Source organism: Kaistia sp. MMO-174, assembly GCF_037147815.1.
In the GTDB taxonomy this organism is placed as follows: domain Bacteria; phylum Pseudomonadota; class Alphaproteobacteria; order Rhizobiales; family Kaistiaceae; genus Kaistia; species Kaistia nematophila.
Genome location: NZ_JBBCUO010000001.1, coordinates 1057384 through 1070771 on the forward strand (window position 1 = coordinate 1057384; position 13388 = coordinate 1070771).

Consider the following 13388-nt stretch of genomic DNA (forward strand, 5'->3'; position numbering starts at 1 on the left):
TCGATCCCCCCATGCGCGTAACATCCGGCTTTTGGGTCGCGGCCTATATCCGCCGTGTCTTCGCCGAGGGCGCATTCGCCGCCGTCGTCCGGCGTGGCGCCGAGGAGGCAGGCGCCATCTTCGTCGCGATCGACTGGCTGGACGGAACGGTCGACCTCTATGGCCCGGCGCCACAGACGGTTTTCGATGACAGCAGGCCTACCGACCGGCTCTTCACCCGCATCGGCGAACGGATCGACCGGCTCGAACTGCAGCAGCGGATTGCCTCGGAAACCCGCTTCGACCCGGATATCTGGCTGGTCGAGACCGAGGATCGCCAGGGGCGGTCCTTCCTCGATATTGCGGCGGGCTGATCGGCCTCAGGCGAATTTCTCGGTCCGGAGAGCCGGTTCGCCAAGGATCGGCTGATCGAGGGCGGCCGGGCGCGTATCCCTGCGTGGCGCGTTGGCGAAATGCGGCTGATGCGCGGCTTCGGGCTCGGCGTCGCCGCGCCATTCGCCGACCAGTCGGCTCGCGCCGGGCTGTGCGATGCCGGCGAGCAGTTCCGAGAGCCGGAAGAAGGCCTCGACCGCCTCGCGCATCAGCGGATTGGCGAACAGCATCACCTGCTGCGCCTCGCTGTCGGAAAGGCCGATCGCCTTCAGCAGCACGATCAGGGCCTCGCCGGAACGATCGTCCAGCAGGGCCGTCACCTGTTCGATGTCGAGGCGGAGCCCCTCGGCCAGCGCTGCGATCAACTGCTCGCGCTGGTGCTGGCGCGCCAGCATCGGCAGGCGGGCCCGGCTCAGTGCGGCGCGGAAGGCCTGGTCGATCTGGATCGAGGAAAACTTCGGCTTCGACAGCGGCGCGGGCGGCAGCGAACCGATCCGCGCCAGCCGGCCCTCGCGGTCGAGGCGGAGGAAGGCGGCGACGGGGTCGTCGGATACGGCCGGTTCGACAATCGGGGGCGCTTCGTCCGTGACCGGGAGCGCGGCTTCCGGCATCGTGGCGGCCGGCGCTTCGGCCGGCACGGCCGGCAGCGCAACTTCGGCGGGAGGCGGCGTGGCCTCGGAGGTGGCCGCGACCGGGGCGGCGGCCGTCGCTTCCGGCGTCGGCGCGACGGCTGCCGGGCGGGGTTGCGGCTCGAAAGGTTTGCGCGCGGAGGCCGGGGCGGGCGGCGCGTCGCTGGCGAGCGCGCTCATCTCGGCGCTCAGGCTGGCGGTGAGGACGCGCGCCGCGACCAACGCCGAAAGGGGGGCTGAGATCTCAGGCGCGGCGAGGTGATTCGCCGGCTCGGGAGCCGATTCCGTCGGCTCCGGGGCTGCGACCGTCGCTTCGGCGACGAGTTCCGGCAGGATTTCTGGCGGATCTGAGATCTCGGACTCGGACGTCGTGACCGGCCCTGTCTCCGCGACTGTTGGCGCGCCGGCAGCGGCGGCCGGCAACTCCGGCATCGGGCTGGTTTCGGCCGGCAGCAGGGCGATCGTTTCGGCGTCGCCGGTCATCCGCAGCGCGGCTGCGATCGCCGGCGCGAGGCCCTCGCGCGAGGCCATCATCCGCCAGTGCGCCGGGCCGGTAGCGGCCATGATGGCGAGGAGATCGAATGGGTTTAGCGCCGGCGCATGGCGCAGGATCGGCGAGGCGATCTCGACCAAGTCCTTGCCGAGCATGCGCAAAATCGATCCGGGCGTATCCGGGTGGCGCGCCAGCCGCTCGGCGACGAAGGCGCGGTCGGCAACCGAAACCTTGGCGAGGAAATGCGCCGCCAGTTCCTCGAAGCGGCGAATGCCGGCCTGGTCGTGCGTCTTGTCGAGCACGAACAGCTCGGTGGTTGCGCGAAGCAGCGCGGCGTCGCGACTTTGCTGACTCGACACGGCCATGGCCATGAGACCATCCGAAAAATGCGAGGGTTGCATGATGACGCGTTACCTGAAGAGCAGTCGACGCGATCGCAATCCCCGTTGGTAGCCCCGATCGCCAAGCCCGAATCCATCATGCCGGAAAGTTGTTAGCGATCCGTTAACCTTGCCGGTTGGTAAATGGTGCTATTGTTGATGCGAGCGTCCGCCAGGCTATCGGGGCGTCGATGCAGCCGGACGGACCTCCAAGGAGGTCACATGGGCACCATCCTGAGCTATTCGGGCGACCGGCGCAGACGGGTCCGCTCCGGCCTGCCGAAGCAGGGGACATGCGAGATCATCATCTTCTCGGGCGTGCGGATCGATCGCCAGCGCCCGGAGCGGCCGCAGCCGGCGCAACCCGTGGCTGCGCCGCAGCCGAAGCCCGGTCGGGGCGGTTAGGGCAGCGCCGAGTCGAGCCGAGTGGGTCCGGGCTCACTGCTTCTCGTCGCCGGGATCGGCGGCGGACGGCGCATCGGCCGAGGGCAGTTCCGCCGAGCAGCTGGCGGCGCCGAGCAGCGCCTCGGCGCGGCCGACCAGCGTCGGATCGGCGACGAAGCTGCGGATCAGCGCGAAGCCCCGCGTGATCGGAACCTCGATGACGATCGACTGGTCGAGGGCGGCGATCGGGTTCTCGCGCAATTGCGCCATCTGCACCGGCGTCGCGATCACCAGGTCGATGTCGGCGCGCTCGGCCGAGCGGTCGTTCAGGCTGTAGACATTGCTGCCGCGCCGGTTGAACACCGCGATCGACCAGAAATCCTCCGGCATCGCCGCCTTGATGCGGACCGGCCCGTCCTCCAGCGAGAAGCGGCAGGCGGCATAGGCCATCTGCGGGTCGAGATAGGGCAGCGGCTCGGTGCCCGGCTCCGACATCGGCAGAAGATGGAAGGCGCCGTCCGGCCCGAACCGGCCGAGCGACGTCCAGGCGTCGCGATTGGCGAAATCCGGCAGGAGCAGGATGACGGCGATGTGGATGATGCCGCCGAGCAGCAGCCCGCCGAGGACATAGAGCAGCGTGCGGATCCAGTTCCGCCGGGCGAAGCGCGTCATGGGCAGCCCGCCTTCTCGATCTCGGGCATGACGACGGCGCCGACGCGCGCGCCGCCGGCGAGCGGCGTGTCGTAGAGGCGCAGGATCAGCCGGATCCCCTCCGTCGTCGTCACCGGCAGCCAGTTGCCGGGCTGCGCCGCGCGCGACACGGAGATGGTGAAGCTGCCGTCCTCGTGCCGCAGCGCCTCGCGCGAATGGAAGGCGGTGCGGCGGGCGGGATTGTCCATCAGGTGGCCGTCGGCATCATAGACGGTGAGCGTCCAGAGCCGCGCCGGCGGCGTCTGGCCGGTGATGCGATAGGTGCAGCCGCCGGTAAGCCGCGCCCCGGCGCCATCGGCATCGGCCGAGAAGGCGAGGCCCTCGCCGGCGCCGAGCGGCACCTCGCCGGTGCGCGCCAGCATGGCGGCGGTATAGGGATCGGCGTCGGCGCTGCCGGTATCCGGCCACGCCGTCCACGCCCCGCGCGTCACCGCGCCGAAAAGCCTCTCGCGGTCGAGCACGAGCGCGGCCGAGCCGAATCCGACGATCACGGCAATGGCGATGGCGATGGCGAGGTTGATCAGAAGTCGCAAGCACGGGCCTCAGGTCGGAGCGCCGCGAAGATAGCGCGGGCGGACGGCCGGCGATAGCAGGGTTGATGCGTTCCGCCGCGCCCGCGCGCCGCCCCGCGCCCTTCCGCCGCAACAAGCGGGTTGCCGGCCGCGCCGAAGGCGGGCAGAGCAGGCGGGGCACGAAGGAATCCAGCGAGGCGATGATGACGACGGCGATCCGCCAGACGATGACGCGCGGCGACTGGGCGCTGCTGGCCACCCTCTCGGCGCTCTGGGGTGGCTCGTTCTTCTTCAATTCGGTCGCGGGCCACGCGCTGCCGCCCTTCACGGTCGTGTCGCTGCGCGTCGGCATCGCGGCGCTGATCCTGATCGCGCTGATCCGGATGACGGGGAGGGCGCTTCCGGCCGGCTGGCGGGTCTGGCGCGTGCTGTTCGGCATGGGGCTGATCAACAACGTCATCCCGTTCTCGCTGATCGTCTGGGGCCAGACCCAGGTGCCGAGCGGGCTCGCCGCGGTGCTGAACGCCACCACGCCGTTCTGGACCGCGCTGGTCGTCAACTTCCTCACCCGTGACGAGAAGCTGACGGCCGCAAAACTCACCGGCATCGCGATCGGCGTCGTCGGCGTCGCGGTGCTGATCGGCCCGCGGGTCTTCTGGAATTTCGGGTCGCACGGGCTCGGCGAGTTCGCGATCCTGCTGGCGACCCTCAGTTACGGCTTTTCCGGCGCGCTCGGCCGTCATCTGCCGCGCCTCGGCGTCGCGCCGATGACGGCGGCGACGGGCCAGATGATCGCCGCGACGACGATGATGGTGCCGCTGGCGCTCCTGTTCGACCGTCCCTGGCAGCTCGCCATGCCCGGCTGGCCGGTCTGGGGCGCGATTCTTGGGCTCGCGGCGCTCTCGACCGCGCTCGGCTATCTCATCTTCTTCCGCCTGCTGGCCCGCGCCGGCGCGACCAACACCTCGCTGGTGACGCTGCTGGTCCCGGTCTCGGCGATCCTGCTCGGCACGCTGGTGCTCGGCGAAACCCTGGCGCCTAAGCACCTCGCCGGCATGGCGCTGATCGGCGTGGGGCTGCTGGCGTTCGATGGCAGGGCTTGGCGGTGGGTGAGGGGGAAGCGGATGGTGGAGGCGTAAGTACGTACCGCTTTGCGACCAATGTCGGAAACCGGAAGGTCCTCTCCATGTCCCATAAGGCGGCCAGCCTATCGGCTATGCCAAGCCGCTACGGCCGATCCTCTGCCAAATTAAGACACCGTCTGTTCATGACAAACCACCCATGTCCAAGGATTTCAGCCATTCCAGCGTCTTGATAACAGGTGCGTTCGGCCGGTCCGCTGGAATGAAGGGCGGCTCATCCAAAAGCAAAGCTGAGGCGGCCATGTCGTTGGTGCCAATCTCCCAAGCGTCAATTACTGTTAGATTGTGCTTTCCGATTTGCAGATCGAAAATGGGTTTCGGCTGCGCATGCTCGTGTGGCAGGTGAGCAGGAAGCAGAAAGTACTGACCGTGACGCGCATAATCATCGAGAAAGAGATCCAGGTTCTGTGTAGTCTTCGGATACATACGATTAATGCGTGAAACGAAGCCGATAGTTTGTCCTTCAGAAATGGAAATATTATCGGGGTTCTGGCTCACTATCACAGCATAGGCAGCAGGATTTTCGCCCGAAATGCCACGAATGATCGTAATTTTGAGATCCTCTTTGACGTCGTTGTCGCCGTACCGCTTACGCCATGACTTGAATATGTCTATGGCGGCCGAAGGGTTTTCATAAGCCAGTCCTAGCATGGGAGGCGGCGCGCCGGGACCGGGAGGGGACCACATGAAGAGGGTCCCGTTCCATTTCGCCTTCTCCCATTTTTGCATGTCGATGGGAGAAATCCAGCGCGTTTTCGTATGCTTCTCTTTGGCCTTATCGCGCATTTCTTTGGGCGCAAGACCTTCGCCGCGCTGTTTGCTGCCGAACGATTCAATGGGATCGGGAGGCGGCGCGGTGGGCCACGCTTCTGTGCGCTTGACCACATACGTTGGGTCGGCCGGGTCGATCCAATCGGCGAGGGAAAGCAGCGCGCGATCACCGTGCAAGTTATCGAGCATGATGGGAATGTTCGAGAACGTCAGTGCTCGATCTAGGGCGCGTTCGTCTTCAAATAGCGCCTTGCCCCATGACTCCGCATCTTGAGGGGCAGCAAAGCGAAGAAATATTTCGAGGACAGCGTCCCTCATCCAACGCGGAAACGACAGTGCATCCTCATTGGTCTTGTGATCTATGACCATGCGATGTGTGATCGTACCGACAGGTTCGCCATCAACGTCGGTGAACTGCAGAACAGGTGCTAGGGCGGTGCCATCAAAAGGTACAACCCGCAACTGCAGATGGTCTACTTGAGGTAAGATACGATGATCGAGGCTCGTCGCTAGCAAAGCTTCGAGCGATCCGAGTACGGCTTCACCGATGCCCATGGAGACAAGATTGTTGGCGCACACCATCTCGATGTGGCATCCTAGCACGTTGGATGACAACGTGACAGTTTCACCAAGTGCGAAGTCTGGGAGGGGATACTCCGCTTTTACGGCGTAGTTGCGCAGGTCACGCATGAATGTCTCTGCGCTTTCGGACGTTTCCTGTTCCGGAATCCAGCCTTCCGCCCTCAAGATGTCTTCATTGCCCATCAGAAAGAGCAGAGCGGTGCGCGCCATCGGCAATGCGAGCCGTTCGAGCGCGTCGGGTAGTTGAGCGATGTCGCTCAACTCTTCGAAGGGCGTTCGCAGAAGCAGCGCAGCGATATTTATCATGTGCGCCTCCTGCACCTTTTCGAGACGGCGGCGCTGCCCGTCCGTGCGCGCTTGCGCATTGCGCACGATCATTTCTAGCTCGTGCGCGCTTAGTATTTGTGGAACGCGGCCGAGTCTGAATTCGGTATCAAAGTACCTGGACAATACGGAAGCGCGCAGTGCACCCATGCTGCCGTATCTTTTGAAGACCGAGAGTTCCTGACTGACTGCGGCGAGGGTGTAATTCCTCGCGGCCCAAGGAAGTCCAACTTCTTCGAAGGCAAAGCCCGCGCCTATCAAAGCTTCGATCAAATCGTCCTCATATTCCTCCTTAATGAGCAAAGCGACAGCACGGCCGAACCATCGAATCGCGTCGTAAGGCAATCCCTTCGCTAGCTTCTGGTATGCGCGTTGGACATTTTTCGTTGCAGCCTCGCCTTCGCTGCTGCGTGCCACCAGAGCATCGGTGATGGTCTCGAACAGCATGTCGAACTCGTCGCTGTCAGCAATGAACTCACCGATTTGGGTGAGGGCATCTGCGATGCTCGCGAAAGGGAACGTGCCTAGGCCCTCGGCTCTTCTGATGACGTCCGTGAACGAGACCCAGATGTCCTTAAGCGGGTCATCGCGATGCTCAACGCTTTTTTCGGAGACGCGTATCATCAGCAACAAGGCTTCAGCATGCAGGGCGTTGTTCGGACGATTAGTCTGGGCTATCACTTTTTCCAGTGCAGTCTTGAGTGCTGCGGTTCGGGCCTTGAGCTTTCCTTTTGATGCGTCCATCGAGCCGGTCTGCACGCTCATGCGTATCAAGGGCAGCAGATTGCACAGGCGCTCCAAGTCATTCGCATCGTCTGAATCCAGAGCGAGACGTTCGACATCGTCGTAAAGTTCAGACGTGCGGATGTGATCCTCATGCCAGAAATGGGAGGTCCAAGCCCACTCGTAGGAAATTGCGAGTTCAAGCTTTTTGATATTCTTGTCTCGAGCGAGACGAAGTGCGCGGTCAAAGCGCCCGTTTACGTCTGCTGGCGTATGCTCTAATCCTCGAGCCAGAAGTGCGGCACGTCGCGCATCTTCTACCAACGCTGCAGGTTGCCCCTGATACTGCGACCCGTCGGCGAGATTTGCCTCAAGGGCGTCGAGTTCTGACGCACGGGCGATATCGCTAGGGCCGAGCTTCTTTGATTGCTTCTCTGTGCCCTTGCCAACGCCAAGCTCCTCGACGGCAATCACCATGCTGTCGTGTTTGAAGACACGGTCAAGGAGCCACGTACGATCTAGAATGGTGACTGGAATGCCGTGCTCCTTGAAAAGCTCGTCCTGAAGGTCGGCCGACTTTTTTGCGGGGACGAACTGGTTTGTCACACAGATGATCTGATCGTAGTCGCGCTGGGTGCCAGCAATGGCCGCAACGTCCGACTTGATTTTTGGGCGCCAGGCTTTCTTGGCGCTAAAAGCGAAGGCCTTACGCTCGCCGGCCTTGTCGTTGTCGGGCACGAACCAGCGCGCGGAAATCTCACTGGACACAGGATAGGTCTCTGCGTCGGTCTTGCCATCACCACCGCCGACAGGACCCGTTTGAGGACGCATATTCGGGGCGATGAATTTCTCGCACAGGCGCTGCGCGAAATTTTCGAATGCGGTCTCGTCCTTCTGATTGGTGAGCGTCTCGAGGTGGTAGGATAGGATCTCCCGCTCCACCTGGTATTCTACTTCCGATACCGAGTCGGAAAACAAGTCTGGGTGGCGGTCGCGCATGTAACGCGACGGCGCATACTGTGTTTTTTCGAGTGCGGTCTTTGTCGGTTCGGTCATGGTCCAAAAACATACAAGATTCGACAGCAAGCATCACTCTGGTTTGGCGACTTCGGCCGCCAAAAGCAGCTACTTTCCACCCTATCCCGGACGGTCCCGGCAAGCGGCTTTTCGACCCAGCCCATCCGGCGACTATGTGCAAGGTAGGTGGATGCCCGACGTGACGCTGTGAGCAGTGTAGGCAAGTCTATCGTTAATGATGCAGTGCGCCTCCCGCCGGACTCAGCTAACTCACCCTGCACACACCCGAACCCAGACAACATCCATGCTCGAAACCGACCTCTACCTCCCCCTGAAGGCGTTCCTGGAAAACGCCGGGTATGACGTGAAGGGCGAGGTCAATGGCTGCGATCTCGTCGGCGTCCGGGAGGGTGAGCCGGCCGTCCTCCTCGTCTGCGAGATGAAGCTCTCCTTCAACCTCGAACTGGTGCTGCAGGGCGTCAACCGGGCGGCGATCTCGGACGAGGTCTGGCTCGCGGCGCGCGCCTCCAAGGGCAAGGGGCGCGAGCATGATGCGCGCTTCCGCAATCTCTGCCGCCGCCTGGGCTTCGGGCTGATCGCCGTTTCCGCCGCCGGTCTCGTCGACGTCATCCTGGAGCCCTTTGCGGCGACGCCGCGCCGCGACCCGAAGCGGCGCTCGCGGCTGCTTGCCGAGCATCGGCGCCGGGTCGGCGATCCGCAGGTCGGCGGCGGTCGTGGAAAACCGATCATGACCGCCTACCGGCAGGACTGCATCCTTCTCGCCACGGCGCTGCTCGAGGGGCCGCAGAGCCCGAAGCAGCTGAAGGCGCATGTGGCGCGCGCGCCGGGGATCCTGCAGGGCAATGTCTATGGCTGGTTCGTGCGCGAGAGCCGGGGCATTTACGGGCTGAGCGAGCTCGGCCGCGCCGCCGTGCAGCCGCCTTCGGGCTGACTATCTTCGGGGCCGGCCGCGTCCGCTACAGCCGGCGGCGCATGTAGACGTCGCAGCGCGCATAGGGCGAGACCGGCCGTTCCTCCGGCGCGAGATGGCGAAAACCGCTGCGCTCCTAGAGCGTGACCGCCGGGACCAGCACGTGGTTCGATTCGAGATAGACCGAGCGGCAGCCCATCTCGCGCGCCAGCGCGAGCGCCGCATCCATCAGCTGGCGGCCGACGCCGCGCCCCTGCGCGCTCTCGGCGACCGCCATCTTGGCGAGCTCGACTTCCGCGTCGCCATGCGGGACGAGCGCGACGCAGCCGATCGCCGCGCCGGTCTCGTCCTCGGCGATCAGGATGGCGCCGCCCTTGTCGAGGATGCGCGGCTTGGCGTCGTCGAGCTGTTCGCGGTCCTTGTCCTCGATCGCGAAGAAGCGTTCGAGCCAGGCGATGTTGAGCGCGGCGAAGGCGGCCGCGTGGCGCGGCTCGAACGCCAGGATCGATATGCCGCCCCGCGCCTCCGCCATGCTGCCGCGCTCCCGGATCGTCAGGCCTAGGCCGGCAGGACAACGACCTTGGTGTCTACGGGGGTCTTGTCGTAGAGGTCGATCATGTCCTGGCTCAGAAGGCCGACGCAGCCGCTGGTGACGCCCTTGCCGATCGATTCGGGATGGCTGGAGGCGTAGATCGTGTAGAGCGTGTATTTGCCGTCCTGGTAGAGATAGAGCGTGCGGGCGCCGAGCGGGTTGTCGAGGCCGCCGGGCATGCCGCCGGCATATTTCGCGGCTTCCGGCTGGCGCGCGATCATCTCCTTGGGCGGCGTCCAGGTCGCCCATTCGGCCTTGCGGCCGACATAGGCGTCGCCGCTCCAGCGGAAGCCGTCGCGGCCGACATTGGCGCCATAGCGGGTCGCCTTGCCGTCGCCCTCGACGCGGTAGACATAGTGCTTGGCGGGATCGACGATGATGGTGCCGGGCGTCTCCTTCGAGGCGTACTGTACCGTGCGGCGGTAGTATTTCGGGTCGAGCCTGCTGATGTCGGTGGCGGGAATCGGGAACTTCTCGGTCGGCACCGGCCCGTAGGCGAGGCGCGCCTCGGCGGCGCTCATGCCGCCGGTGGAGCAGCCGGCGAGCCCCAGCGCGCCGAGGCTGGCGGCGCCGACCAGGAACGCGCGGCGGCTGGCAAGCCCCGGCTCGCGCCCGAGCAGGGCCATCTCGTGCGCCATTCGGGCATCGGCATTCCGACCGTCGGTGATCATGATTTCGGATTCCCCGTGTTTCGTGCCGGCATGATACTCCGGCTCACGGGATTGTGCACGTCGAACTGCGGCAATCCTGCGTCGGCCCGGCCGGCAGGCGCAACGCGCAGAGCCGGGCCGCTGCCGCCGCCCGGCCTGCTTGGTTCCGGATCGCCGATCCGCCGGCGGCGGGGCGCCTACTTCACCGTGATGGCGAGGCCGCTCAGATCCGCATTGACCTGCAGACCGACCTGCCTGCCGGAGAGCTCGAGCCGGGCGCCCTTTTCGTTCGTCATGACGATCATCTGCGCGCCGCGACCGACCGCACCGCCGCCTCCCACCGCCGCATAGGCGCCGGTCACGTCGCTGGCGCGGCGGATGTTGCGCACCGTGCCCTGGAAATAGGTTTTCGAGGCGCCGAAGGCGAGGCCGCCCGAGACGCCGGCGATCGAGACCGGATAGCGGCGGCCCTTGAAGGTCAGCGTCCCTTCGCCGCCGGAGCCGCCGACGAAGAAAGCCGCCTTGAAGACGGAGAAGCGGATCGTGCCGCTGTCGGCATGGGCGGCGCTCGCAAGGCCGACGGCCCCGGCCGCGATGACGGCAACCGCGGCGGCGCGAATTCTGGGCGAGATCATCATGATGGTTGTTTCCTCGAGGTCGCCGCTTCCCCAGCGGCCGGGCATTCCGGCATGGCGCCGCCTTCCACGACTGAACCGTCTCGAGCGCGATTGGTTCCACGCGCGCCGCGCGAATCCCGCCGTGACGCAGGCTCGCCATATACTAAGGCATCTGCCTCAGTGTTCTTGACCGGCGCTCCATTTCGAATTACTAAGGCACATGCCTTACCATTCGACGCCCCTCGATCTCGCCTTTCATGCTCTGAGCGACCCGACCCGCCGCGCCGTGGTGTCGCGGCTGGTGGAGGGGGAGGCGGCAGTCAGCGCCCTGGCGGAGCCCTTCGACATGGCGCTGCCCTCCTTCGCCCAGCATCTGAAGGTGCTGGAGGATTGCGGGTTGATCGTCAGCGAGAAGCGCGGCCGCAGCCGCTGGTGCCGGCTGGTGCCGGCGCGCTTCGACGAGGCGGCGGACTGGATGGAGGCGGAGCGCCGGCGCTGGGCCGAGCGGCTCGATCGCCTGGAAACCTACCTCGGCAGCAAGGGAGAGGAACGATGAAAGACATGGCTGACCCGTTCGGGACCTGGTCGCTCGATCGCGAGATCGTCGTGGTGAAGCTGCTCAACCATCCGCGCGAAAAGGTGTTCGCCGCCTGGATGGACCCGAAGGCCCTGGCCGAATGGTATGGCCCGGCCGGGCTTCGCATCGAGAGCCACGAGGCCGATATCCGCGAAGGCGGGCTCTGGCGGTTCGACATGGTGGGCGTGTTCGAGGGCCGCGAGCAGCGTTTCCCGAACCTGATGCGCTTCCTGGAGATCGTGCCGAACGAGCGGATCGTGATCGACTACGGCACGCCCGAGCCGGACGACCCCGACCGCTTCCGCGCCACGGTGACGTTTGACGAGCAGGCTGACGGCAAGACGGTGCTGACGCTCCGCCAGCTTCATCCGAGCCCCGAGCGGCGCAAGGTGGTCATCGGCTTCGGCGCGGTCGAATACGGCCTGCAGACGCTGGACGGGCTCGCCGCCTGGCTCGATCGCTGAGCGATGGGGCGAGCGGCCGCCGGAAGGGATTGAGCGGCGGCCGTCAGCCCGCCTTCAGCAGCGCCACCAGCTCCTGGCCCGCCATGCCGGGCGGGTTGTGGCGCATCCAGCGCAGATGCAGCGGCAGCTTCAGGCCGTTCGCGACATTCGAGAAGGGCAGGATGCGGACGTCGCCGTCGCGGGCGAGCGGCGATGCCACCGAGAGCGGCAGATTGGACCAGCCGAGTCCTGATTTCACCATGTTGACGGCGGTGGCGAGGCTGTCGGTGCGCCAGTAGGAACCGGCGATCAGCTGACGGAAATCGGTGATCGGGTGCTCCGTGCTGGCGATCAGGATCTGCCGGTGGTGGAACAGGTCGTCGAGCTTGAGGCTCTCGACGTCGATCAGCTCCGAGCCGTGCCGCGTCGAGACGACGGCGACCAGCGTTTCGGTGCCGATGAAATGAAAGTCCTCCTTCTGGCTGGTTTCGAGCCCGCCATAGGCGATGCAGAGGTCGACGCGGCCGGATTTCAGGCGCTCGACGACATCGTCCTGCGGTGCCGTGGTGATCTCGATCGCGAGCAGCGGATGGCGCGCCGAGACGGCCGAGATGGCCTTCATCAGTCGCGCATTGTCGATGTCGGCGGCGATGCCGATGGCGAGCCGCGTCTCCAGCCCGTCCGAGAGTTCGGTCGCATGCGCCGCCAGCTGTTCGAGCTGCTCGGCGATGACGCGGGCATGCGGCACGAGCGCCAGCGCCGCCGCCGTCGGGCGCACCTGGCGCGCCTCGCGAAGGAAGAGCGCATAGCCGAGTTCGGCCTCGAGATTGGCGATCCCCATGCTGACGGCGGAGGGCACGCGGCCGAGCGCCCGCGCGGCGGCCGAAAACGAGCCGTGGTCGATGACGGCGAGGAAGAGCGCGATCGTCTCGCTGGAGAAGAGCATGACCGCTTTCTATCAGTCAAACTGATAGCTGGCAACTTTTCCTGTCTGCGAGTTCGCCTATAAGCACCGCCTCGAGCCGGCGGTCCGGCGGGTTGCAAGAGGTTTGGTCGTGCAGGGTGTTCTTCGCAGAGTGGTTTATATCTCGTCCTTCGAGATCAGCGGGATCATCATATCCGCCCTCATCCTGGCCTATCTCTCCGGCACGGCGCCCTCGCACACGGGCCCGCTCGCCGTGATGACCTCGGCGCTCGCGATCACCGTCAACCTTGCCTATACGAGCCTGTTCGAGCGCTGGGAGGCGGGGCGCGCGGCGCGGTCGCGCTCGCTCGGCCGCCGCATCCTGCACGCGGTCGGCTTCCAGGTCACGCTGCTGGTGTTCCTCATTCCGCTGATGGCGTGGTGGATGGAGATGACGATTCTCCAGGCACTGATCCTCGATACGGCGCTGATCGTCTTCTTCCCGATCTACATGTTCGTCTTCAACTGGGCGTTCGACGCGATCTTTGGCCTTCCCGACGCGGTGACCAAAGGCCGCGTCGGCAACGAGGCGGAAGCGGCCGCCTGAGGGCAGGCTGGCTTCCTTCGCCTCTTC

The 13388-nt window shown here is 65.3% G+C and carries 15 protein-coding genes; 7 read left to right on the forward strand and 8 right to left on the reverse strand.

Translation table 11 applies throughout. The features are described 5' to 3' along the window. Positions 1-11 precede the first annotated feature (11 nt). The gene (locus tag WFK98_RS04740; protein ID WP_266341141.1) at positions 12-353 is read left to right on the forward strand and encodes a DUF1491 family protein; all 342 of its coding nucleotides are present in this window, start codon (positions 12-14) and stop codon (positions 351-353) included. A gap of 6 nt (positions 354-359) precedes the next feature. Here WFK98_RS04740 and WFK98_RS04745 read toward each other — a convergent pair whose 3' ends face one another. After that, positions 360-1865, reverse strand: a complete 1506-nt coding sequence (locus WFK98_RS04745; RefSeq protein ID WP_336799432.1) for a DUF2336 domain-containing protein — start codon at positions 1863-1865, stop codon at positions 360-362. 231 nt (positions 1866-2096) lie between these two features. On the opposite strand from WFK98_RS04745, the gene WFK98_RS04750 reads away from it, so the two are divergent. After that, positions 2097-2279, forward strand: coding sequence for a hypothetical protein (locus WFK98_RS04750; RefSeq protein WP_266341143.1), 183 nt, complete (start codon positions 2097-2099; stop codon positions 2277-2279). A 33-nt stretch (positions 2280-2312) separates the two neighbouring features. On the opposite strand, the gene WFK98_RS04755 is transcribed toward WFK98_RS04750, so the two are convergent. Together WFK98_RS04755 and WFK98_RS04760 are read right to left on the reverse strand one after the other, a co-directional pair. Further along, complete coding sequence (locus tag WFK98_RS04755; protein WP_336799433.1) at positions 2313-2930, reverse strand: DUF1254 domain-containing protein; 618 nt, start codon at positions 2928-2930, stop codon at positions 2313-2315. Beyond that, the gene (locus WFK98_RS04760; protein ID WP_336799434.1) at positions 2927-3502 is read right to left on the reverse strand and encodes a DUF1214 domain-containing protein; all 576 of its coding nucleotides are present in this window, start codon (positions 3500-3502) and stop codon (positions 2927-2929) included. Before WFK98_RS04760 ends, WFK98_RS04755 begins: the two co-directional genes overlap by 4 nt. Before the next feature lie 182 nt (positions 3503-3684). On the opposite strand from WFK98_RS04760, the gene WFK98_RS04765 reads away from it, so the two are divergent. Then, positions 3685-4620, forward strand: coding sequence for a DMT family transporter (locus tag WFK98_RS04765; protein WP_336799602.1), 936 nt, complete (start codon positions 3685-3687; stop codon positions 4618-4620). A gap of 126 nt (positions 4621-4746) precedes the next feature. Here WFK98_RS04765 and WFK98_RS04770 read toward each other — a convergent pair whose 3' ends face one another. Beyond that, positions 4747-8079: a hypothetical protein gene (locus WFK98_RS04770; protein WP_336799435.1), complete on the reverse strand. Its 3333-nt coding sequence runs from the start codon at positions 8077-8079 to the stop codon at positions 4747-4749. A 265-nt stretch (positions 8080-8344) separates the two neighbouring features. Here WFK98_RS04770 and WFK98_RS04775 point away from each other — a divergent pair, with 265 nt between their 5' ends. Continuing rightward, the gene (locus WFK98_RS04775) at positions 8345-8992 is read left to right on the forward strand and encodes a DUF2161 domain-containing phosphodiesterase (protein WP_336799436.1); all 648 of its coding nucleotides are present in this window, start codon (positions 8345-8347) and stop codon (positions 8990-8992) included. A gap of 115 nt (positions 8993-9107) precedes the next feature. Here the strand turns inward: WFK98_RS04775 and WFK98_RS04780 are convergent, their stop codons facing one another. The 3 genes from WFK98_RS04780 to WFK98_RS04790 form a co-directional block, all read right to left on the reverse strand. Next, positions 9108-9503 carry a GNAT family N-acetyltransferase gene (locus WFK98_RS04780; protein WP_336799437.1) on the reverse strand — a complete coding sequence of 132 codons (396 nt, stop codon included), beginning with the start codon at positions 9501-9503 and terminating at the stop codon, positions 9108-9110. A 26-nt stretch (positions 9504-9529) separates the two neighbouring features. Then, entirely contained in the window at positions 9530-10234 is a 705-nt protein-coding gene (locus tag WFK98_RS04785) for a L,D-transpeptidase (RefSeq protein WP_336799438.1), read from the reverse strand. A 176-nt stretch (positions 10235-10410) separates the two neighbouring features. Beyond that, positions 10411-10851: a hypothetical protein gene (locus WFK98_RS04790; protein WP_266341152.1), complete on the reverse strand. Its 441-nt coding sequence runs from the start codon at positions 10849-10851 to the stop codon at positions 10411-10413. Positions 10852-11050: 199 nt separating this feature from the next. Here WFK98_RS04790 and WFK98_RS04795 point away from each other — a divergent pair, with 199 nt between their 5' ends. Together WFK98_RS04795 and WFK98_RS04800 are read left to right on the forward strand one after the other, a co-directional pair. Then, positions 11051-11386 carry an ArsR/SmtB family transcription factor gene (locus WFK98_RS04795; protein WP_266341153.1) on the forward strand — a complete coding sequence of 112 codons (336 nt, stop codon included), beginning with the start codon at positions 11051-11053 and terminating at the stop codon, positions 11384-11386. Further along, positions 11383-11871, forward strand: a complete 489-nt coding sequence (locus WFK98_RS04800; RefSeq protein WP_266341154.1) for an SRPBCC family protein — start codon at positions 11383-11385, stop codon at positions 11869-11871. The genes WFK98_RS04795 and WFK98_RS04800 overlap by 4 nt, the downstream gene beginning before the upstream one ends. A gap of 43 nt (positions 11872-11914) precedes the next feature. On the opposite strand, the gene WFK98_RS04805 is transcribed toward WFK98_RS04800, so the two are convergent. Further along, the gene (locus tag WFK98_RS04805; protein ID WP_266341155.1) at positions 11915-12796 is read right to left on the reverse strand and encodes a LysR family transcriptional regulator; all 882 of its coding nucleotides are present in this window, start codon (positions 12794-12796) and stop codon (positions 11915-11917) included. 109 nt (positions 12797-12905) lie between these two features. Here WFK98_RS04805 and WFK98_RS04810 point away from each other — a divergent pair, with 109 nt between their 5' ends. Then, positions 12906-13361: a PACE efflux transporter gene (locus WFK98_RS04810; RefSeq protein WP_336799439.1), complete on the forward strand. Its 456-nt coding sequence runs from the start codon at positions 12906-12908 to the stop codon at positions 13359-13361. The last annotated feature ends 27 nt before the right edge of the window (positions 13362-13388 follow it).